At 68.9% G+C, this 21,037-nt stretch carries 16 protein-coding genes; 9 read left to right on the top strand and 7 right to left on the bottom strand.

Annotated elements, in window-relative coordinates:
* Positions 1 to 27 precede the first annotated feature (27 nt).
* The 4 genes from HCC61_RS21895 (at position 28) to HCC61_RS21880 (ending at position 3,973) form a co-directional block, all read left to right on the top strand.
* Positions 28 to 1,575 carry a sugar ABC transporter ATP-binding protein gene (locus HCC61_RS21895; RefSeq protein ID WP_169137881.1) on the top strand — a complete coding sequence of 516 codons (1,548 nt, stop codon included), beginning with the start codon at positions 28 to 30 and terminating at the stop codon, positions 1,573 to 1,575.
* Positions 1,572 to 2,591, top strand: a complete 1,020-nt coding sequence (locus HCC61_RS21890) for an ABC transporter permease (RefSeq protein ID WP_169137879.1) — start codon at positions 1,572 to 1,574, stop codon at positions 2,589 to 2,591. The genes HCC61_RS21895 and HCC61_RS21890 overlap by 4 nt, the downstream gene beginning before the upstream one ends.
* A gap of 28 nt (positions 2,592 to 2,619) precedes the next feature.
* Positions 2,620 to 3,645 carry a substrate-binding domain-containing protein gene (locus HCC61_RS21885; RefSeq protein ID WP_169137877.1) on the top strand — a complete coding sequence of 342 codons (1,026 nt, stop codon included), beginning with the start codon at positions 2,620 to 2,622 and terminating at the stop codon, positions 3,643 to 3,645.
* A 103-nt stretch (positions 3,646 to 3,748) separates the two neighbouring features.
* Complete coding sequence (locus HCC61_RS21880) at positions 3,749 to 3,973, top strand: EF-hand domain-containing protein (protein ID WP_169137875.1); 225 nt, start codon at positions 3,749 to 3,751, stop codon at positions 3,971 to 3,973.
* A 70-nt stretch (positions 3,974 to 4,043) separates the two neighbouring features.
* Here HCC61_RS21880 and HCC61_RS21875 read toward each other — a convergent pair whose 3' ends face one another.
* Positions 4,044 to 5,471, bottom strand: a complete 1,428-nt coding sequence (locus HCC61_RS21875; RefSeq protein WP_169137873.1) for an alkaline phosphatase family protein — start codon at positions 5,469 to 5,471, stop codon at positions 4,044 to 4,046.
* 526 nt (positions 5,472 to 5,997) lie between these two features.
* Between HCC61_RS21875 and HCC61_RS21870 the strand changes: the two genes are divergently transcribed.
* Entirely contained in the window at positions 5,998 to 8,124 is a 2,127-nt protein-coding gene (locus tag HCC61_RS21870) for an ATP-binding protein (protein WP_169137871.1), read from the top strand.
* Here the strand turns inward: HCC61_RS21870 and HCC61_RS21865 are convergent.
* On the bottom strand, positions 8,087 to 9,382 hold the full coding sequence (locus HCC61_RS21865; protein ID WP_169137869.1) for a hypothetical protein: 1,296 nt from the start codon (positions 9,380 to 9,382) through the stop codon (positions 8,087 to 8,089). The genes HCC61_RS21870 and HCC61_RS21865 overlap by 38 nt on opposite strands.
* A gap of 745 nt (positions 9,383 to 10,127) precedes the next feature.
* A complete protein-coding gene (locus tag HCC61_RS21860; protein WP_169137867.1) occupies positions 10,128 to 10,712 on the bottom strand; it encodes a TetR family transcriptional regulator in 585 nt (194 codons plus the stop codon).
* 96 nt (positions 10,713 to 10,808) lie between these two features.
* Here HCC61_RS21860 and HCC61_RS21855 point away from each other — a divergent pair, with 96 nt between their 5' ends.
* Positions 10,809 to 11,861 (top strand): NAD(P)-dependent alcohol dehydrogenase, encoded by a 1,053-nt coding sequence (locus HCC61_RS21855; protein WP_169137865.1) that lies wholly within the window; start codon positions 10,809 to 10,811, stop codon positions 11,859 to 11,861.
* 110 nt (positions 11,862 to 11,971) lie between these two features.
* Here the strand turns inward: HCC61_RS21855 and HCC61_RS21850 are convergent, their stop codons facing one another.
* Complete coding sequence (locus HCC61_RS21850) at positions 11,972 to 12,586, bottom strand: NYN domain-containing protein (RefSeq protein ID WP_206322827.1); 615 nt, start codon at positions 12,584 to 12,586, stop codon at positions 11,972 to 11,974.
* Positions 12,587 to 12,750: 164 nt separating this feature from the next.
* Positions 12,751 to 13,422, bottom strand: a complete 672-nt coding sequence (locus HCC61_RS21845; RefSeq protein WP_169137864.1) for a DUF6445 family protein — start codon at positions 13,420 to 13,422, stop codon at positions 12,751 to 12,753.
* A 451-nt stretch (positions 13,423 to 13,873) separates the two neighbouring features.
* Between HCC61_RS21845 and HCC61_RS21840 the strand changes: the two genes are divergently transcribed.
* The gene (locus HCC61_RS21840) at positions 13,874 to 15,388 is read left to right on the top strand and encodes a GMC family oxidoreductase N-terminal domain-containing protein (RefSeq protein ID WP_169137862.1); all 1,515 of its coding nucleotides are present in this window, start codon (positions 13,874 to 13,876) and stop codon (positions 15,386 to 15,388) included.
* Positions 15,389 to 15,580: 192 nt separating this feature from the next.
* Here HCC61_RS21840 and HCC61_RS21835 read toward each other — a convergent pair whose 3' ends face one another.
* The gene (locus HCC61_RS21835) at positions 15,581 to 16,246 is read right to left on the bottom strand and encodes a TetR family transcriptional regulator (RefSeq protein WP_169137860.1); all 666 of its coding nucleotides are present in this window, start codon (positions 16,244 to 16,246) and stop codon (positions 15,581 to 15,583) included.
* 103 nt (positions 16,247 to 16,349) lie between these two features.
* Here HCC61_RS21835 and HCC61_RS21830 point away from each other — a divergent pair, with 103 nt between their 5' ends.
* Entirely contained in the window at positions 16,350 to 17,222 is an 873-nt protein-coding gene (locus tag HCC61_RS21830; RefSeq protein ID WP_169137858.1) for an SDR family NAD(P)-dependent oxidoreductase, read from the top strand.
* A 39-nt stretch (positions 17,223 to 17,261) separates the two neighbouring features.
* On the opposite strand, the gene HCC61_RS21825 is transcribed toward HCC61_RS21830, so the two are convergent.
* On the bottom strand, positions 17,262 to 19,205 hold the full coding sequence (locus tag HCC61_RS21825; protein ID WP_169137855.1) for a LamG domain-containing protein: 1,944 nt from the start codon (positions 19,203 to 19,205) through the stop codon (positions 17,262 to 17,264).
* Positions 19,206 to 19,738: 533 nt separating this feature from the next.
* On the opposite strand from HCC61_RS21825, the gene HCC61_RS21820 reads away from it, so the two are divergent.
* On the top strand, positions 19,739 to 20,923 hold the full coding sequence (locus HCC61_RS21820) for an FAD-dependent monooxygenase (protein ID WP_169137853.1): 1,185 nt from the start codon (positions 19,739 to 19,741) through the stop codon (positions 20,921 to 20,923).
* Positions 20,924 to 21,037: the final 114 nt, after the last annotated feature.

The following is a 21,037-nucleotide window of genomic DNA, read 5'->3' as shown; positions in this document are numbered from 1 at the left end:
GGCAGTCCAGCAGCAGCGGGAGGCACCATGACGAACACCGCCCTCGAATGCCGGGGCGTGGTCAAGGCGTTCGGAGGGATTCCCGTGCTGCGCGGGATATCCCTGGCCCTGGAGCCCGGCACCGTCACGGCACTGGCCGGTGAGAACGGCGCCGGCAAGTCGACCCTGATGAAGATCATGTCCGGGCAGGTCCGTCAGGACGCCGGAGACCTCATGGTGGACGGCGAGACGCTGCACCACCCGGACCCGCAGCTCGTCCGGGGCCGCGGCGTCGGGATCGTGCCGCAGGAGCTCGCACCGATCCTCGACATGACCGTCTACGAGAACCTCTTCGCCGGCCGCGAGCTGCGCCGTCGATCGGGCCTGCTCGACCGCAACCGGATGGCGGCCCGCGCCCGCGAACTGCTGGAGGTTTTCGGCGTCGCCATCGACCCCCACGTCCCCATGCGCGAACTCACCGTGGCGCTGCGGCAGATCGTCGAGATCGTCAAGAACACCTCATGGGGCGCCCGCGTGGTGCTGCTGGACGAGCCGACCTCCGCCATATCAGGGCATGAAGCCGAGCGGCTGTACGGAGTGGTGAACAAGCTGCGCGACCGGGGCGTCGCCATGCTCTACACCACTCACAAGATGGGGGAGATCCGGGCACTGGCCGACCGTGTGGTCGTCCTGCGGGACGGCGAACTCGTCGTGGACAGCCCTCGCGAGGACATCACGGATGACGAGATCGTCCACGCGATGATCGGCCGCGAGCTGGAGGATCTCTTTCCCGCGCTGCCCGAGCCGGGCGATCAGACGACTCTGCGCGTCGACGGGCTACAGGTGGCGGGGGTTTCGGAGCCGGTGAGCCTCCACGCCCGCGCCGGCGAGATCGTCGGCCTCGCCGGGCTGGTCGGCGCCGGCCGCACGGAGCTGCTCGAAGCCCTCTTCGGCGCCCGTTCCAGCTCCGGCGGCGAGATCACGGTGGCCGGCACCTCCGTGCGCCGCAACTCCACCGGCTCGTCGATCAGTTCGGGCATGGCGCTCGTCCCGGAGGACCGCAAGGGAGCCGGACTGGTCCTCGGAATGAGCGTGCTCGACAACGGCACGCTGCCGCGCCTGTCCCACTTCAGCCTCGGCGGCTGGCTGCGCAACAGGCAACGCACCGGGACCGTCGGGCAGGCGATGTCCTCAGTCCACCTGCGCAGCAAGGGACTCGGCCAGCAGGCCGGCACGCTCTCCGGCGGCAACCAGCAGAAGGTCGTACTCGCCCGCTGGCTCACCGGACACGTCAAGGTGCTGCTGCTCGACGAGCCCACCCGCGGCGTCGACGTCGGCGCCCGCAGCGAGATCTACCGCATCATCACCGAACTCGCCGCCTCGGGCATGACCGTCGTCATGGCCTCCTCGGACATGACGGAGATCCTCGGGCTCGCGCACCGCGTACACGTCATACGTGACGGCGCCATCGCCGGGACCCTGGGCCGCGACGAACTCTCCGCCTCCGACGCCCAGCGTCGCATCTTCCACCTCGCCGCCGGACTCGACGGCGAGGCCTCCGCCAGCGTTTCGCTCATCCAGGACGGCGCGTCATGACAGCCCTTCAGCAGACCAAGCCCGACACCTCGGCAGACCACCCCGAGGCGGCGGCCCCGGCTTCCCGTCTCAGCGCAGCGTGGCTACGGGAGTTCGCACTCCGTCACGCCATGGTCATCGTGATGCTGCTCGTGGTCGTCTACTTCAGCTACCGCAGCGCCACGTTCAGCACGGTCGGCAACTTCCAGACCATCGCCGTCGCCGCGGCACCCTTCGCGCTCATCGCTCTCGGGCAGACCCTGGTCATCCTGACCGGCGGCATCGACCTGTCGGTGGGCAGCGTGATCGCCGCGAGCGCCATGGCGGCGGCCGCGACCGTCGCGGGACATCCCGAACGGCTCTGGCTGGCCCTGCTGGTCGGCCTGGCCGTCGGTCTGGCCGCCGGCTCCATCAACGGGGCGCTGGTGTCCTGGCTCAACGTGCCGCCGTTCGTGGTGACGCTCGGAATGCTCACGGCGGCCTCGGGCATGGCCTTCGTCATCGGCAAGGGCGCCCCGATCAACGGGTTGCCCTCGAACTTCAACAAGATCGCGAACACGAGCGTCCTGGGACTTCAGCTGCCCGTGGTGGTGATGATCCTCGGCATCGTCGTCCTCGCCGTGGTCATGCGGTACACCGCGTACGGGATGCGGATCTACGCGGTCGGCGGCAACCGGACCGCCGCCGAACTCGCCGGCATCAAGACACACCGCGTGCTGTTCAGCGTCTACGCCCTCAGCGGTCTGTTCGCGGGCCTGTCCGGCGTCATCCTCGCCTCGCGCGTCCTGTCCGGGCCGCCCACCCTGGGCACCGGATTCGAACTCGACGCGATCGCCGCGGTCGTCATCGGCGGCGCGAGCCTGATGGGCGGCCGCGGAACGATCTGGGGCACCGTCCTCGGCCTGTTCCTGATGCAGACCCTCAACAACGGCCTCGACATCCTCGTGGTCCCCGCCTACTGGCAGAAGGTCATCAAGGGCGCGCTCATCGTCGCCGCCGTCTCGATCGATGTCTGGGCGAACAGCCGCCGCCGCTGATCACCCCGAAAGGAAAGGTGGTTCTCCCATGCCCCGACGAATAGCGCGCCTTGCGGGAGCCGCAGCCTGTGCGGCCGTACTGCTGACGACGACCGCGTGCGGTGCCGGTGATCCGAACGCCGGCAAGCTCCGCGTGGGCGTCGCCGTCTACGACATGTCCTCCTTCATCAGCCAGGGCCAGGAAGGCATGCAGGCCTTCGCGAAGGCCAACAACGTGGAGCTGGCGTGGAATTCGGCCGGCGGCGACGTCAGCACCCAGGCCAGCCAGGTCGAACAGCTGATCAACTCCGGTGTGGACGCCATCGTCATCGTCCCCGTCGAGGCGGACTCGCTCGCGCCGCAGATCGCCAAGGCCAAGGAGAAGCACATCCCCGTGGTGACCGTGAACACCACGCTCAAGCGCTCCTCCGGACTGGCCGCCACGGTTCTCCCCGACGACGTCAGGGCGGGGGAGCAGGAGATGCGGATGATGGCCGACGAACTCGGCGGCAAGGGCAACATCGTGATCCTTCAGGGCCCGCTCGGATCGTCACCCGAGCTGGACCGCACACGCGGGATCAAGAACGTGCTCGAGAAGCATCCCGGCATCAAGGTTCTCGCCAAGGACACAGCCAACTGGAAGCGGGACCAGGCCGTCGACAAGACCAAGAACTGGCTGTCCAGCTTCGGCGGAAAGATCGACGGAGTCGTCTCCGAGAACGACGACATGGGCCTGGGCGCGGCGCAGGCGCTGAAGGAGCGAGGGAAGAAGCTCCCGGTGGTGGGCATCGACGGGATCGAGGACGGGCTGCGCGCGGTGAAGAGCGGCAAGTTCATCGGCTCGTCTCTGCAACACGGCAGGGTCGAGCTCGCGGAAGGCCTCGCGGTGGCTCGTCGCGTCGCCGAGGACAAGCCGGTTCGAAAGCACTACACGTATGTCATGCCGCCGATCACGAAGGGCAACGTCGACTCGTACCTCGACCACGTGGTGACGGACAAGGAAGCGTTCCTCAAGCGGCTGCCGGCGCTCGTCAACAAGAACCTGCACAGCGGGAACCTGGCCAACGAACGCTGACCCGGCGCTCGTCCCTCTTCGGTGTGCTTCAGGCGATCAGTGCGCAGTAGCATCGCCCGACATCCAACGAGTCCCGACATCCAACGAGGAAAGGCGAGTTCACGTGGTGGACATGAAAGCGGCCGCGCGCAAGGTCTTCGATACGTACGACCTCGACGGCGACGGGCGGATAACGGCCAAGGAATACCAGCAGGTCGTCGCCGAGCTGCGCGGCGAGCACCTCACCGACGAGCAGGCGCAGCAGTTCATCGACGTACTCGACACGGACGGCGACGGCACGATGTCGTTCGAGGAGTTCTGGGCCCCGATGCAGGGCGGCGCGGACTGACCACGGGCCTTCAGGTCACCCCGCGCGCGGCACCGGCGGTGGCGGGATCGCCGCTCCCACGGGGCGTGTGTCATACGTGCGGACGCCGGCCCTTCTCCTGGTGCGGGAGGGTCTGGTCCGCTCCGGGGAGCGTCGGCTTCGGCAGGTTCGCCACTTCCTCCCTCGCCTTCTCCAGCTGCTCCTCCGTGTCGTCGGGGAGCCGCGGCGAGCGGGGGCGGGCGTCGGGGAAGCGGAAGGCGGACGTGAGATCGCCGAAGGTGGCGCGCCGCCATTCGCTGATGTTCGGTTCCTCCACCCCGGTGAAGCGCTCCAGGAACAGCAGGGCGGAGGTGTGGTCGAATGCCTCCGATGCGACCCAACCGCCCACGGTCCAGGGCGAGATGACGATGGCCGGGACCCGGAAGCCGGCGCCTGTCGGCAGCCCCTGGACGTATTCGTCGGGCGTTCCCGCCGGAGCGGTCGGCGGGGCGACGTGGTCGAACAGGCCGTCGTTCTCGTCGTAGTTGAGGATGAAGGCGGTCTTGCGCCACACCTTCGGGTTCGACGCGATCGCCTCGATCTTCGAGGCCACGTAGTCGGCTCCGGCCGCCGGCAGGTAGTCGGGGTGCTCCGACTGGTCGGTCGTCGGAATGATCCAGCTCACCGCCGGGAGGCGGTCGTTGCGGGCGTCGTCCTCGAAGGTGCCCTCGGGCTGCGGGCGTACGCCCCGCTCGTACAGCTCGGAGCCGGGCTGCGCGTTCCGGAACGTCGCGAACTGCTCCAGCATGTTGCACTCGTAGTCGTCGTCCTGCTGGTACACCTTCCAGCTGATGCCGGCTTCCTGAAGACGTTCGGCATAGGTCTTCCAGCGGTACGGCGAGGGCGCGACGTTGCTGATGACCGGGCCGCCCCGGGTGCCGCCCGGGTCGATGGAACCGGTCATCCACATCAGGCGGTTGGGCCAGGTGGGGCCGAGGACCGAGCAGTAGTAGTTGTCGCAGACGGTGAAGGCGTCGGCGAGCGCGAACTGGAACGGAATGTCCTCGCGCGTGTAATACCCCATCACATAGGGGCCGTTGACGCCGTCCGCCTCGCGGTGGGCCGGCAACCACCGGTCCATCTTGCCGCCGTTCAACGCCTGGTGCTGCACGGACCAGGCATGGCTGGTGGACGGGATGGCTTGGGCGCTCGACTTGTGGGTGTCCAGGTGGAAGGGCAGCAGATACCCCTTCGGGTTCTCCTCGTCGGGCTGGTAGAAGACGGAACGCCCGTTCTCCAGCTTGAGGGCCCGCGGGTCGTCGAAGCCGCGGACACCGGACAGGGTGCCGAAGTAGTGGTCGAACGACCGGTTCTCCTGCATCAGCATGACGACGTGCTCGACGTCGCGCAGCGAGCCGTGCTTGGGCGGCTCGGCGGCGACGGCCTTCTGGACACTCGGCGGGAGGAGCGAGAGGGCAGCGGCGCCGCCCAGCGTCCCCGCTGCCGAACCGAGAAGCCTACGGCGTGTCAACTCAGCCATGACGGTCCCTTCTTGAGCGAGAGAGGGATCTCCGGTGACCGCGCCGGCCCGGATGCAGGCGGGGCCGCCGATCACCTTCCGCCCGCGACGGCGAGGCGCGTCAGGGATGCCCGGCGAACATGTGGCCAACGTGCGGGAACGGGTTGGCCAAGTCATGACCGGCAACACCCGCGCGTCGCACGGGTGTTGCCGGCTGTTGGGAAACGATGTCTGCTACATGGATCCGGCCGCAGGTGCAGGCGTCACGCGCGGCCTCCGCTATCGGGGCGCACGGGAGCCGCTGCCGATCCAGAAGCCGCGAATCGAGACCTGCCCAAGTGCACGCATGCCGGGCCGCTTTGATGCCGCCGCAGACTGCCCTTATGCGCGGGACTTGGTGCGCCTGAACGCGACGATCAAGAGTCCGCCAGGGTGGCGCCGGTGAAGTGACCCGGCCCAAGTGCCCTGCTGCGCAACGGAATTGGAGTCTCCGCAGATCCGGACCGATACAGTCGGGCCTGGAGCCGGACTTGGGGGAGGGGCAGGCGTGTTCGAGGTCGTGACGGTGGGAGCGCTGACCGCGTTTCTGACTGCGGTGGGGAACGGCGCCGCGGGGGAGATGGGCAAGCACATCCTGTTGTCGACCGGTGCCCAGGTACGGCGTTGCCTGGGGCGGGAGACGCCGCTACCGGACACCACGGAGGGGTGGGAGATCCTGGCGCGTCAGGTGCACCGGCGCCTGTCCGAGGATCCCCGGCAGAACACCGAGTTCACCCACCTCATGCGGAGCATGTCGGATGCTGCGCCGACGCTGCGGCCGGGGCCGGGTCTCCCGCCCGCTCCGCGGGACTTCACCGACCGCGCCAGGGTCGTGAAGCTGCTTCGGCGCGAGGCCACGCGCCCGGCTGCGGGTCGGCCGAGGGCCGCGCTGCTGTACGGGCGGCCGGGCATGGGCACAAGCGCGGTGGCGCTGCACTGGGGTTCCCTCTGCATCGACCGGTTCCCCGACGGACAGTTCTACATCGACCTCCGCGGCGCCGCGGGGGAGCTCGGACCGGATCCGGCCACCGTCCTTCAGCTTCTGTTGCAGCAGATGGACGTCGACCCGGAGCAGATGCCGTCCACGGAGACGGGTCGGGAAGCGCTCTACCGGAGTCTGACGGCGGGTCGCAGGGCTCTGATCGTGGTCGATCACGCGACCACGGCCGCGCAGGTGCGTGCCCTGATCCCATCCGCGCCGGAGGTCTTCCTGCTGGTCGTCTCCTCGGGTCCCGCCTTCACGCTGGAGGCGGAGTTGATCGAGGTGCCCAAGCTGGAGGAGCGGGACGCGAAACGGATGCTGAAGAAGGTGGCCACGCGGTACGGGGTGTCCTGGCCCGCGGCCGAGGTGTCGGGAACGGTGGCTCGCTGCGAAGGCAACGCCTTCGCGTTGCAGGCAGCGGCGATGCGTCTGCTGGCAGGGGATCCAACCCTCCCGAGCTCCGTGGACGGAGCCACGGCAAACGATCCCGTACGTGCTGTCACACGGGACGCCGTCCACCGCCTCGGGCCCGATGCGGCACGGCTCTGCCGGCTCGCCGCCCTGGGCGGCTGGCCTTCCGTCGACGCCACCCTGGGCGGACGGGCCGCGGACGTCACCCCGCAGGAAGCCGGCCGGATGCTGGCCAAGGCGGCGGAGGTGCAGCTGATGGAGCGCTTGGGCGACGGCCGCTATCGCTTCCGCCCAGAGGTTCGCCGTCATCTGGAGGATGAAGCAGGCCCGGAGCACGGAATTCCGGAGTGTTCGGCCGCCGTCTCACGAGTGCTCGGCGAGCTCCTTGAGCGGGCCTTGCACGCCGCGTGCGCCGCACTGCCGAAGAGCTGGCGGGTGGTGGAGCTCGCCCCGGCCGAGGGGAGCCCGTACCGCGACGAGGCCGAGGGCATGGCGGCTCTGCTGGCCGACCTCGGCAATCTGGTTCGGGCGGTCTCGGTCGCCGAGGAATACCAGCAGTACGGCACGGTCCTGCGCCTGGCCCGCGCGCTGTGGCCGCTTCAGCTGAAGGCCGGTCGCTGGGACGAGCTGCTGCCGGCCCTCCGGCTTGCCGCCCGCTGCGCCGACGAACACCAGTCAAGCTCCCGGATGGCCGGCGCATTGCACTTCCAGCTCGCCCACTGCCTCGGCGAGCTACGGCGCGGGGAGGAGGCCGAACAGCAGGCGCGCGACGCCGTCGCATGCGAGCGTGCGGCCGGCCACGTACGGGGAGAGGCGTCCTCCGTGGAATTACTCGGTCTGCTGCACCTGAACCAGTGGAAGTACCCGGCGGCGTACGAGCAGTTCATCGAGGCGGAGCGCATCTACCGGAGCATCACGCCCGGCCAGAAGGGCGTGGACGATCTCCCGCGTGCTCTCACGTTGGCCGAACGCCACCAAGCGCGGGCCCTGCGCGGTCTGGGACGGCTGGAAGAGTCCCGCAGCCGCCTGGAGTCCGTACAGGACTGGTTCGCCGCACAAGGGGAGGCGTACAACCAGGCCCGCGCCCTCACCGACCTTGCCGACACCCTGCACGAGGCAGGCGACAACTCTGCGGCGCTGGCGAAGATCACTGTGGCCGAGCGCCTGCTCGCCCCCGAGAAGGCTGCTCCGCACCTGGCGTACCTCACCGGTCTGCGGGAGCGCTGCGAGGCTGCGATATAGCAGGCGTCACCGACACCGGGTGCACTTCGCCGGCTGTGCACACCCGGAGGGTCGCTCCGTCGGGCGGCACCGTCCCGTCGCTGCCCAGCCACGCATACAGGGCTGAGACGTATGCCGCAGGGTCGGCGTCCGCTCCGGGGCCCGCGGACACTTGCAGAACGCCGTGCCGTCGGGTGCCTATGGTGCATGTGTCCGGCCCGGTCACGTACGCGGCCATGACGCAGTGCGGGTGCCGACTCAGCACCTCTGCGCTCCAGTTGGCGGGGCCCCCGAGGCGCGGATCGTCCGGCCGGCCCTCGCGCCAGATGACGTCGGCCAGGGCCAGATCACCGGGATCCCGGGTGTCCTCGTGTACGGCGAGGTGCGTGTCACCGGCGGCTCCGTACGGGATCCTCGTGGAGCGCTCCACTGTGACTTCCTCACCGTGGATGCGCGTACGGACGCGCATCGGCGCCGTACGCCGAGGCGGTTCATACTGCGGCAGCGGCAACGGCTCCAGCAGCGCGGGGCCGGGCGGCTCGGGCAGGTCCATCAGGGCATAGAAGTGCCGTCGCAGCAGCGCCGCAGAGGCGCCGGGGCTGGAACTGGCGAACTCCGCAGGGCCCGCGAGCGGGCGGTGCCGACTCAGCAACCTCTCCAACTGCCCCCGCAGCGAGGCGAGCAGATCGAGCCGCGGGGCGTTCCGGACGAACGACGCCAGCGGTGCCTCGGGGTCGAGCCCCTCCTGCGTGGAAGACGCGAGCAGTACAGGGGTGCCCAGAGCAGCCCCGTAGTAGGAGACCGCGCCGAAATCCCCGAGGATCACGTCCGCCGCGAGGAGCGCCTGACGCCACGCGTGCACCGGATCGATCAGCGTCAGCCCACTTCTCCGCGCCCGGTCCAGCCAGGCCCGGATCTGCCCTGGCCCATGGCCGTGCCAGATATTGGGGTGCAGTACCGCGGCCAGCCGAAAGTCGTCGGCGGGCAACTCGGCGGTGAGCCTGGGCAGCAGACCCGGCAGGAGGTCCTGATCGCCGCCGTCGCCGAAGAAACCCTCCGTGTTCCACGTCGAGTTGAGGACCACGAGACGCTGCCCGCGCCGCACTCCGAGGGCTCGACGGTAGCGCTCCCGATAGGGGCGCGCGGCCAGCATGCGGTCGAAGCAAGGATCCCCGGCGAGTACCGCTGACTCCGCGGCCTCCGGGCACACCCTGCACAACCGCTCCAGCTGTTCGGGGTGAGACAGAACGAGCGCGTCGACGAAAGGCTTGCCGTCCACCAGCAGCCAGTCGGGCGAAAGCCCGAACGTCGGGACGGCGTTCGGCGTTCGGCGTTCGGCGTTCGGCGTTCGGCGTTCGGCGTTCGGCGTTCGGCGTTCGGCGTTCGGCGTTCGGCGTTCGGCGTTCGGCGTTCGGCGTTCGGCGTTCGGCGTTCGGCGTAGCCAGCTTCTTAGTATATCCAACTCCATGTGACAGTATGGCCAACTTGCCACGTATCGCGTGGAGTTGACCCCCGAAGCTGGCGGAGACGGCCAGGTGGACCGGGGTCCTCAGCGCCTGCCTCCAGGGCAGCACGGGCAGACCAAGCTCGCCGAACAGGTCCTCGATGCCGCTCTGGAAAGCGGAGGACCCTGTCGACGTCACGATCAACTGGACGCGGAAGTCGTCGTGGAACAGCGGCAGGACATCCAGCAGACGCCCGGCCGAGGTGACGTTGTGTACGACGACGAGCACGCGCCGCTGAGCCCTCCGGCTGCTCCAGCGCTCGGAGTCTTCGCCCACCGGCACTTGTACTCTCGGGCGGTCAGCCGGGCCCATCCGCGATACTCCTCACCTCCTACACGGCCACGAGGACCGTGCGCACTACCCCGACCACGAAAGGCGTCAGCCAAGCCGTTTCGCTCTTCGTCGATCGTCGGCCCGGCGCGCAGCACATTCTCCCTGAGAAGCAGGGCAACGAGCGGGGGCGTCCGCGCACCCCGGCAGGCCCGTACCGCGCAGCGTGTGCCTGCCCCTGCGGCTGCATCAAGGCGTCGACGTCACGGCGCGGGCGACGAAGTCATGCAGCAGGGTCCGGCGGCGCTCGTGTTCGGCGGGGTCGTCCGCCTCGGTGGCGGTGTAGACGCTGCTGGTCGGCGACCAGGCGTTCGCCATGGCGATGACCAGGGTCAGCAGGTCGAAGGGGTCACCGGGGCGCAGCCGGCCCGCGGCCTGGGCCTGGGCGATGGCCGCGATCTTGTGCTCGTGCTGAGAGCTGTCGAACCACCGTCCGGCCGGGCGCCGTTCCAGCTGGATCCAGGCGATGAGTCGCACCAGATTCGGGCGGTGCAGGTTCTCGTCGTACAGCCGCACCGCCCAGCCGGGCAGGTCGTCGGCGTCGAAGGGCAACGCGGCGGTGCTCTGGTCGACGCAGTCGGCGACGACTGCATCGAACAGACCCTCCTTGTTGCCGAAGTAGCCATAGACCTGTGCCTTGTTGGTGCGCGCGGTGGAGATGATGCGCTCGATCCGGGCGCCGGCGATGCCGTGCCGCGCGAACTCCTCGGCGGCGGCGTCGAGGATGCGCCGGCTCGTCGCGGCTCCACGTTGGGTGCTCGGCAGTCCAGGCATGCCGTCAATGCTACAGACAGAATCTTCTGTTTGCGCCTCCGTCGAGCAGCTGTAGGGTCGAATGAAGACAGAAAAGTTTTTCTACTTGGAGGGTCCATGCGCACCACCCTTGGCTGGCAGAGCACCGCCGACGGCTCTACCGCGCTGGAGCGAGCCGTGGTCGAGCGACGCGAGCTGCGCGCCGACGACATTGCGGTGCGCATCGACTTCTGTGGTGTCTGCGGCAGCGACCTGCACAGAATCCAGGGAACTCTGAATGAGGGCGTTCTGGTCCCGGGCCACGAGTTCACGGGCACGGTCACCGCGCTCGGATCCGCTGTGACCTGCTTCGCTCTCGGCGACAGGGTGGCAGTGGGGACCATCGTCGACTCCTGCGGGGCCTGTCCGATGTGTGAGGCCGGGCAGGAGAACTTCTGCTACGAGCATCCGACCACCACCTATGGCGGCACCGACCGTGTGGACGGCACCAAGACCAAGGGCGCCTACAGTCGCGAGTACGTGCTGCGCGAGAAGTTCGCCTACCGCCTGCCCGAGGCGCTTGACCCGTCCGCCGCCGCTCCCCTCATGTGCGCCGGCATCACGGTGTGGGAGCCTCTGCGCGCAGCCGGGATCGGGCCGGGCAGCCGGGTCGCCGTTGCCGGCCTGGGGGGTCTAGGGCACCTCGCGGTGAAGTTGGCCGCCGCTCTCGGCGCCGAGGTCACAGTCCTCAGCCGCAGTCAGGACAAGGCCGGTGACGTCCGCGCACTCGGCGGCGCCGGCCTGGTGCTGACCACCGACGAGCAGCAGACCGAGCAGGCGCGCGACTCCTTCGACCTGATCCTGGACACCATTCCCGCTCCGCACGACTTCTCCCCGCTGCTGCGGATGGCGGCCCTGGACGGCACGCTGGCCGTGCTCGGCTTCCCACTCCCGGCCACGGTGAAGATCCTGGACCTCGTCCAGGGGCGCAAGAAGCTGACATCGGCAGGCACGGGTGGCCGGCTGCATACTGCCGAACTGCTGGCCTTCTGTGCAGAACACGGCATCACCGCGGACGTGGAAGTGCTCCCCTCGGCCCGCGTTCAGGAAGCCCTCACCCGCCTGGGCCGAGGAGACGTCCGCTACCGCTTCGTCCTGGACCTCTCCGACCTCGACCAGGCCGCTGCCTGACGCTCCTGAGCGTCGGCTTCCGACTCAACGTTCGGCGACCCGCGGTCCGTGCGGCCCTGGGCGGCGGGGAGGAATGTGGGCTTGCCCGAGGCGATGCCGGCCAGCGGATGTCAGCTCCACTTCTTCGGGCGACGAAGGTGCCTGCCCGTGGCCGGGTCGGGCACGGCAGGCGGTAGCTGGGATTGCGCAAGTCGTCCGCGGCCGATGGTGAAGGAGCGGGGGAGAAGCTTGCGCAGTTCCGCGGATTGCCGACGTGGAGGAAACGCGGCCACGATGTTGACTCCTGGCGCAGTCTGCTGCGCTGTGCGCACGGCGGGGCACATATCGGAGTCAGCGCTGATGATCAGAGCCGAGTTCGCGTGTCCGGCAGTCACATCAGCGGCCAAGTGGACCGCCATGTTGACGTCGGTTTCCTTCTCCTCATAACTGGTCCACGTCTCACCGCAGTTGCGGCAGCGCATCGTCTTGCGCTGGTAACGGCCCATGATGATCTCGATCTGCTCTCCGCAGTGCGCGGAGAGCGCCTTGAGGTAGGTGCTTTGCCGACTGGCGGCGCCGGGCTCGTCGAGTACGGCGGCGGTGAAGTACTTGACCGTGATCATCGACTCTCTGGGCCGGAGGCGACGGGCCAGCTGGACGAGGTCCAGCCACAGGAAGCGGCGGCCGTAGGCGCTCTTGATGCCGTTGTACAGATTGAAACCGTCGACGTACACGACGAGAGGCAAGGTGATGGCTCCTGCTCTGCGGTCGGCCGCAGCGATACAAAAACGGCCCCTCGTGAGGGGCCGTCTGGCCGGGCCTTCTCAGACCCGGTGGGGTATGCGGACACTCTACCGGGCCGGCCCGACGAAAGCCACACGGTGTGGTGCTCCTGGATGGCGCGTCATGGTCACGCCATCCAGAAGAAGACGGCTGTCATGCGCTTGTCTTCCAGAGTGCTGCCGCAGTAGCCGGTGGCGGTGTGCATCATGTTCGCGGTGTAGAGGAGCAGCCGGTTGTAACGGTGGGGTATGCGCACGTCCTCGACGAAGGCGTCGGGCGATACGAGGCGCGTGCCCAGGGCGTCGACCATGTTGTTGTGCGGCGCCGTCACCATGTTTCCGCCGAGGGTGCCTCCCGGAAGACTCTGCCTGTAGAAACTGGTTCCGCAGTCCTTCGGTGCGTCAGGGCTCAGGTAGAGCACCGCGGCGTAGCGGCACAGGTTGCGCGAGTCGGTGTGCGGGCGGGGCTCGCCCTCGTCCTTGCCGACGACCTGGATGCAGTTGTGGTTGAGAGTGCCACCGCCCGGAGCGACCTCCTGCCACAGCTTCTTCGCGCCCGTGCTCTTCCTCACCAGGCCTTCGATGCGGGCGAGTTCGGCCGGTTCGAGTCCGGGCATGGTCCGCAGTCCGGGCCAGCTCTCGCGCCTGTACGGATAGCCCTCGAGCCAGTCGTCCTTGGCGAGGCAACGGGCGCGCACGTCGTCGACGTTCGGAAGGACGTCGTCCAGTAGCCAATAGTCGCGGTCGCGTGTGGGTTTCCGGTAAGGCAGGACCGGGAGATTCGAAGACTGTGGGGGCATGCGGAAGAAACTAAGGCCCCGGTCCTTGGACTTTTCCCTTCCGGCAGTCAATCCTTTGTCAACTCCTCGCCATAGAGCGGCAATCGACTTTGCCTGCCGGCAATCTCCCATGCCCGGAATAGGGATTTTTCTCATTGCATGCGGCCGATGGCATGCGGCTCGTCACCCCAAGGCCAGGGCCTCCGTTCGGCGACCGGCGGACGTTACCAAGCTCACGATGAACCTCCGATCCGTAGCATCATTTCGTGTATCAGGGTGATTTCAGCAGGCTTGCGCGCACTACAAGCGCGCTCTTCCGTCGATGCGCTGACAGCCTCGGTCCACGCGATGCACATCGCTTGCCCGGTGGTCCCGCACGAATTCCGGTTCGCTGCCCGAGGCACCGCGACCACGGCTGCCCTCCCGTCCGGAACAGGTGAGTTCAGCTGTCACACAACGATCGGACGGAAGCATGAGAAAGAGCGAATCGAGCTTCGACTTCGTGATTGTCGGTGGAGGTTCCGCGGGAAGCGTGGTGGCTCGGCGTCTGGTCGAGGAGACCGACGCCAGTGTTCTGGTTCTCGAGAACGGCGGCGCCGATACGGACGCGCCGACCCTCTACTATCCGGCACGCTGGGTTGAGAACATCGGCTCGTCTTTCGACTACGGCTACGGCTACTCACCCCACCCGTCGACCCATGACCGGCAACACCCTCTCTCCAGAGGGAAGTTGCTGGGGGGATCTGGTGCCATCAACGCGCTCGTCTGGACGCGAGGCCACGAGGCGGACTACGACGAGTGGGCCGCCGCGGGAAACACCGGCTGGGACTTCGAATCCGTCCTTCCCCTCTTCAAGCGCAGTGAGGACTGGGAGGACGGCGAGAGCCGGCTCCGCGGTTCAGGCGGGCCGGTGCATGTCGAGCGCGCGAAGGATCTGCATCCGGTCGCGACAGCGCTGATCGACGCCGGGCGGTCGTTGGGTATGCCCTATCTGGACGACGTGACCGTCGCGGCTCCTGAAGGGGTCGGTCCCGTGAACCTGAACGTCCGTCATGGCCGGCGGGTCAATCCGTGGGATGCCTACGTCACCGCTCTTGAGGACAGCAGCAGACTGACCGTCGTGACGGGCGCGAAGGCGCGGAAAGTCCTTGTGTCGCGGGGCCGTTGCACGGGCGTGGAGTACGTCGTGGACGGCGAACCAGTCCGGGTGTCCGCGCTCACCGAGGTGGTGCTCAGCGCCGGAGCGATCGACACCCCGAGACTGCTGATGCTTTCCGGGATCGGACCGGCGAGCGATCTGAGAGAGGCCGGCATCGATGCGGAGGTGAACCTGCCCGGCGTAGGACGGAATCTCCAGGAGCATCCGATCCTTGCGAGCCTGTGCTTCGAGGCGAACGCCTCGCTCCCGCCGCTGAACAACAACCTGGAGGGCAGCGTCGCATTCTGCCGGAGCCGGCCCGAAGTCGGCAGGCCGGACCTGATGTTCGTGGCACTGCAAATCCCGTACGTCACCCCCGAGATCGGTGCTCGGTTCACCGTCCCTCCGAACTCCTTCAGCATCGCGCCCGGCCTGTCGAGACCCCAGAGCCGCGGATACGTCAGAATTCGGGAGGGCGGCGAGCTGGAGATCCAGCCGAACATGTTGCAGGACGAGGCGGATGTCGCGGCACTCGTCAGGGGCGTGGAGATCGGCTTCGACATGGCAGCCGGTCCTGGCTTCCGCGAGATCACCAAGAGACTGGTGGCACCGGGGGAGAGCATGACGCGTTCCGAGACCGTGTCATTCATCCGGGACGCGGCCACGCCCTACTTCCACCCCGTCGGCACCTGTGCAATGGGAGCGGTGGTGGACGCCGAACTCCGCGTCCACGGTGTCGACGGCCTCCGGATCGCGGACGCGTCCGTCATGCCGACGCTCGTCAGCTCCTATCCGCATGCCACAACCGTCATGATCGGTGAATTCGCCAGTCGCCTGCTGACCACATGAGCTTTCGTCCCGCCCGTCGTCCACGGCTGTGATGAGACCGGACTCGAGACCGGACTCGATCACGTCGCTGCAACGTGCCCGGGTACCGGGCCCCGTACCGGGCGCCGTTCGAGGAACGCCACCACATCAGTGAGGTCGTCATCGCTCCCGCCGGATGCCCCGGCCGCCTCGGTTACGGGGTGGCGGTTTGGGTCAGCCGGATGTGCCAGGACGCTGTGCACCGCGGACTGTTGCCGTGAGCACCGCCGTCAACTGCTCGTTGAAGCGCAGTGCCGAGTGGGCCCAGCGCGGTTCCTCTGCGTACAGCTGCCGAAGTGTCGGGGTCGGCCGGGACAGCTGGTACAGGAAGCCGCCGGTGCCCATCGCCGTGGTGAGCACCGTCCGCGCCCCCTCGATCTCGAGGCGCTCGACGCTGCCGGTGAGCGCGTCGAGCATCTCCTCGTAGGCGACGGTCGCCGCGCGCTTGTACTGCCGGGCCCGCTCGAGGCGGACGGCCCCCTCCAGGCTGAGCGCCGCGTGGGTGAGCAGATCGCAGAAGACCGGCAGCCTCACCAGCGACGTCGTGACGGCCGAGGCGGCGGCGGACGCGTCGAGGCCGTGGGCGCCGCTCAGTTGGGCGAGCAGTTCGTCGCGCCACTCGCCCCAGCCCCGCTCGGTGAGTTCCAGCAGGAGTTCCTCGGTGGACTCGAAGTAGCGGCGCAGTGCCGAGGGATGCAGGCCCACGTGTGCCGTCACCGCGGTCAGGGTGACGTGACGGACGCCGTCCCGAGCTGCTATCTCGCGAGCGGCGTCGAGGAACGCGGCGATGCGTGCCCCCTTGGCCTCCTCGGACCGGGCGCGACGAGCGGTGGATGCCATGGCGCCCGAGTTTAACGCAAGCCGTTTGACGTACTGCGGGTCGCGGACCTACCGTGCTCTCTCTACGCAAAGCGATTGCGTTACGCGAGAGGCGGGACAGGACATGGGCAAGGTGTTCTTCGTGACCGGGGCGTCCAGAGGGCTCGGGCGGCAGATCGTCGAGCAGGCGCTCGCGGCCGGCCACCGCGTCGTCGCCACGGCGCGCGACCCGCAGACACTGAAGACACTCGTCGAACGCCACGGCGACCGGATCCTCCCCCGGGCTCTGGACGTCACCGACTCCGAGGCCGCGCAGGCAGCTGTCGAGGCCGGTGTCCGTGCCTTCGGGCGCATCGACGTCGTCGTCAACAACGCGGGTCAGGGCGACCGTGCATCCCTTGAGGACACGACGCTGGACGCCTTCCGCCGCCAGGTCGAGACGAACTTCCTCGGGACCGTCCACGTCACCAAGGCGGCCGTCCCCGTGCTGCGCAGCCAAGGAGGAGGGCGCATCGTCCAGGTCTCCTCGCTCGGCGGCCGCGTCGGCACCCCGGGGATGACCGCCTACCAGTCGGCGAAGTGGGCGGTGGGCGGCTTCAGCGAGGCGCTGGCCGCGGAGGTCGGCCCCCTGGGAATCAAGGTGACGGTGCTGGAACCCGGCGGCATGCGTACCGACTGGGCAGGCACCTCGATGACCACGCCACCGATCAGCGAACCTTACGAGGAGACGGTGGGCGCCTCGATGCGGGCGATGACGGACTTCGCGAAGACCGCCAACAGCGACCCGGCGAAGGTCGCCGCGCTCGTGCTGCGCGTCGCGGACCTCGACGAGCCTCCCCTCCGTCTTCTCGCCGGCAGCGACGCATACGAATACGGACGCGAGATCTGGAGCAAGCGCGTCGAGAACGACGGCCGATGGGAAGCTCTCAGCCGCAGCACCGACGCGGACGACGCAGGCGACGCCTGGCAAGCCCAGAGAGGTTCGAGCCTGCCCTGACCGCGCCCTGCGCGGTGGAGCGCCCGAGTTGACCGGGGGTCACGCGGTACGGGCCAGGGTGGCGACCTCGGACGAGGAGAGCGCCCGCGGGAACACGCTGACCGCGTCGATACCGCCGCGGAAGCGGTCGGCCACCTCGCCCTCCCACCAGCCGCGCCCCACCGCGAACTTGCCGCTCGCCGACCACACCGGCGTGTGCCGGGTGGTGTCCTGGAGCTGTCCGTCCACGTACAGCCGGATCTCGCGGGCGGGCGCGTCGTAGACCCCCACGACGTGCTGCCACCTGCCGAGCACGGGACTCGCGGCCGACACCGCCTCGTCCTCGTCCAACTCGGAGGAGTCGTCGAAGCCGACCGCCAGCCGCCAGCGGTCGATGGAGTTGTCGTACTGGAGGAAGAAGCCGCTGATCTCCTGGCCGTCCTGGCTGATCGCCGTGGAGAAGTCCTGCTTGGAGGCGAGGTTGAGCCAGGCGGAGACGGTGTAGCTCCGCGTGGTGTCGATCGTTCCCGCGGCCCCTTCGACGTACTGGGACCCGTTCAGCGAGAGCGACCCGCCGTGGCCTCGGCTCAGGGCGCCGCTTCCCGTCACCGTGCCGTTGTTGCCGCGGCCGGAAGTGTCGCGAACGGCCGCACCGCCGGACTCCTCGTCGAAGTTCCACTGGAGGGCGGCGCCGCTCACCGCCGGCTTCGGGGGTTTCGACGGGGAGGGGGTGGGCTTCTTCGTCTTCTTGTCCGGCGGCTTGGCGTGCTCGGAGGAGGCGGACGGGCTCGGGGAACGGCTCGGTACGGACACCGTAGGACCGGCCTGGGACCGGGCCGTTTCGCGGCCTTGCGGTGCGCCGTCGTGTGAGCCGGAAGCGAAGAACGCCGCGGCGGCGATGACCGCCAGCCCGACGGCGGCCGAGGTGATCGCCACCTGTGTGGTGCGCCGTCTGCGGCTGCCCCCGCGGTCGTTGGGGCCGGGGGTGTGCGGCGCCGGGGCGGGCATACCCAGTTCATCCGTCGGTTCCTGCCCGGTTGGCTTCGCGCCGAGCTCCGTGGCGCCGGACTCCGGACCCTCAGGCGCCTGCTCGCGCGCGCCGGCGGACTTCGCACCGGAGCCCAGCCGCGCCGCGACGTAGCGCGCCCCGCCCCACGCCAGCACACCTTCCACGAGCAGGGTGTCGCAGTCGTCCTCTATGCGGGACAGGTCCTCGAAGGCCCGTCGGCAGTAGGCGCAGCCGGCGAGGTGGTCGTCCACGTCGCCGGCGGGGGATATGTGCCGCGTCTCCGCGGCGGCCTCGACCAGCCGCACGAAGGGGCGGCACTCGCTGTCGCCCGTGTCCGCGTACGTCCGCAGGTAGGCATCCCGGAACTTGGCGCGGGCGCTTCCGCGCCAGCCTCGGACGGTGTCGGGCGATGCGCCCAGCAGACGGCCGATGGCGGCGGGCTCCTCGCGCTCGACCACGTCGTGCCACAGCACGACTTGGAGATGGACCGGCAGACCGCTGAAGGTGCTGCGCAGCAGGGCCGGGCCAGGGTCGACGGCCCCGGGTGCGCTGCCGGCCCCCGGTGCGTTGTTGGACCCCGCGTCCTCGGGTACGTCATCCGGGCCGCTCTCCAGCCAGTCCCGGAGGTCGGCGCTCAGTTCCTCGCGGCGGTCGGAGTCCGAGTCGGAGTCCGCCCACCGCAACCTGGCCACCTCCAGCACGGCGGCCAGCAGCCTCGGCCGCAACGCCTCGTCCGGTGTGGCGGGTTCCGCCTCCAGCACGGCCGATCGGATCCCCGCGGCCGCCAGGGTCTCGGCGCCGCCCTCCGCAGAGGCACACAGCGATGCGTAGGCGGTCACCGCCAGGAGGTGGCGTGCGCTCAGCTCCTCCACGACGTGCTCGACCGATTCGGGTTCCCGCGCCGCTCTCTTGACCAGGGCGATGTCGTCCAGGTCGGAGAGTGACCCATTGCCGTCGCCCGGCGCGGCGCCGGTGTCTTGCCATCGTTCGGACAAGTCGTCATTCCTGCGATCTCTGAGGGGGTGTGGGCCACGCGTGTCGGGTCGGTCGGGCCCGGCGGTGCCGTGACCGGCCCTCCCTTCCCGAAAGAGCCACTTCCGACGTGGACGCCGTATGGGCACCAGCGACGCACTGCGCTGGAAGTCATGACAGCACAGTGCGTTGACTCCTGGTAGCCCGAGGCAAACACGTCCACATCGAAGTCACGGACAACGTGGACAACACCGGACATCTGCGATGCGGCCACGTGGGAATGGCGACGCGGCCCGGCCGCCCCGTCAGCGTGGTGACCGCCACGGGCGTCTACCTGGTTCGGCCACACGCGACGTCGGCAGAGTTCGACTCTGCGGCCAAGCGCTTAGAAGGCGCCTGCTCCGTTACCGGCCTGCATCGTCTCGGGAGGCCGCGGGGCTCCCGGCGTGGAAGCCGTGAGCCGTGCGCACCGGTCGGATCTCGTCGCCCACGGGCTTTCGCCGGCATCGGCATCAGTACGCTCGCTCAAGACGAACGCTTCAGAAGAGGTGAGGCGATGGAACGCTCAGCGATCGTCGTCGGCGCCGGGATCGGCGGCCTCGCGGTGACGCGGGGTCTGGCCCGTGCCGGATGGCGAGTCAGGGTCCATGAACGCGCAGGGCAGTTCGGCGCGATCGGAGCGGGCCTGGCCATCGAGCCCAACGCGGTACGCGCCGTGGACTGGCTCGGCCTCGGCGAAGGGTTGCGCGCCCACGGGATGAGACAGGGATCAGCCGGACTGCGGACCGCACGGGGGCGCTGGCTGATGCGGACACGTCTCGCAGACCTTCAAGAGCGGTTCGGTGAGCCGGCGTTCGTACTGCATCGTGCGGACGTGCACCAGCTCTTGATGGCCGGACTCGAGTCCTACGGCAACGTGACGCTGCACCCAGGGCACCGGGCCGTCACAGTCACCGCCGACACCGACCGTGCCACCGTGACGTTCGAGGGGCCCGACGGTCTCACGACCGCACAGGCCGATCTCGTGGTGGGAGCCGACGGCCTCCGCAGCGCCCTCCGCACGGTGGCCTTCCCCGGCCACCCTCAGCCCGAATACGCCGGATACGTCGCCTGGCGCGGCATCGTCCCCGCTCAGCGCACCGCTGGGATCAGCCTTGAGACGGCAGTCGTCGAAACCTGGGGCCGCGGACGGCGGGTGGGGGTAGTGCCCCTTCCCGACGACCGCGTCTACTGGTTCTTCTGCGAATCCGCCCCCGAGGGCTCACAGCAGCAGATCCGGGTGACGGACCTCGCCCACCGCGTCCGCCACTGGCACGCACCCATTCCGCAACTGCTCGCGGCCACGCCGGAATCCGCCTTGATCCGGACCGACGTCTATACGCAGGCGACCCCCTTGCCGTCCTATGTGCGTGGGCGAGTCGTACTGCTCGGCGACGCCGCGCACGCCATGACTCCCGACCTCGGCCAAGGAGCCGCACTCGCTCTCGAAGACGCGGTGACGCTCGCCGTCCACGCCGGACCCGCCCGCTCCGACACCGAAGTCGACACCGGGCTCGGCCGCTACGACCAGGAGCGCCGCCCCCGCACGCAGAGACTAGTCCGCACATCCGCCAAGGCCGGGCGCATCGCCCAGGCTCGCAGCCCGATCGCCGCCGCCGCGCGTGACCTGGTCGCCACCCTCGTCCCGACCGCTCTCTTCCTCAACACCTCCGCCGGCACCTTCTCCTGGACACCCCCGTGACTTCAGTGATCGCGATTCTGCTGGTCATCATGTTCTTCCCTCATGGCCGGCCTCGACATGACCGTGAACGGACCGGCTAGCTCGTCCTGAATCAGGAAGAGAAATCGATCAGGA

The sequence above is a fragment of the Streptomyces sp. HNM0575 genome (genome assembly GCF_012726265.1).
GTDB lineage: Bacteria > Actinomycetota > Actinomycetes > Streptomycetales > Streptomycetaceae > Streptomyces.
The sequence above is the reverse complement of the archived record's forward strand: the minus strand, read 5'-3'. Positions and strand labels throughout refer to the sequence as shown.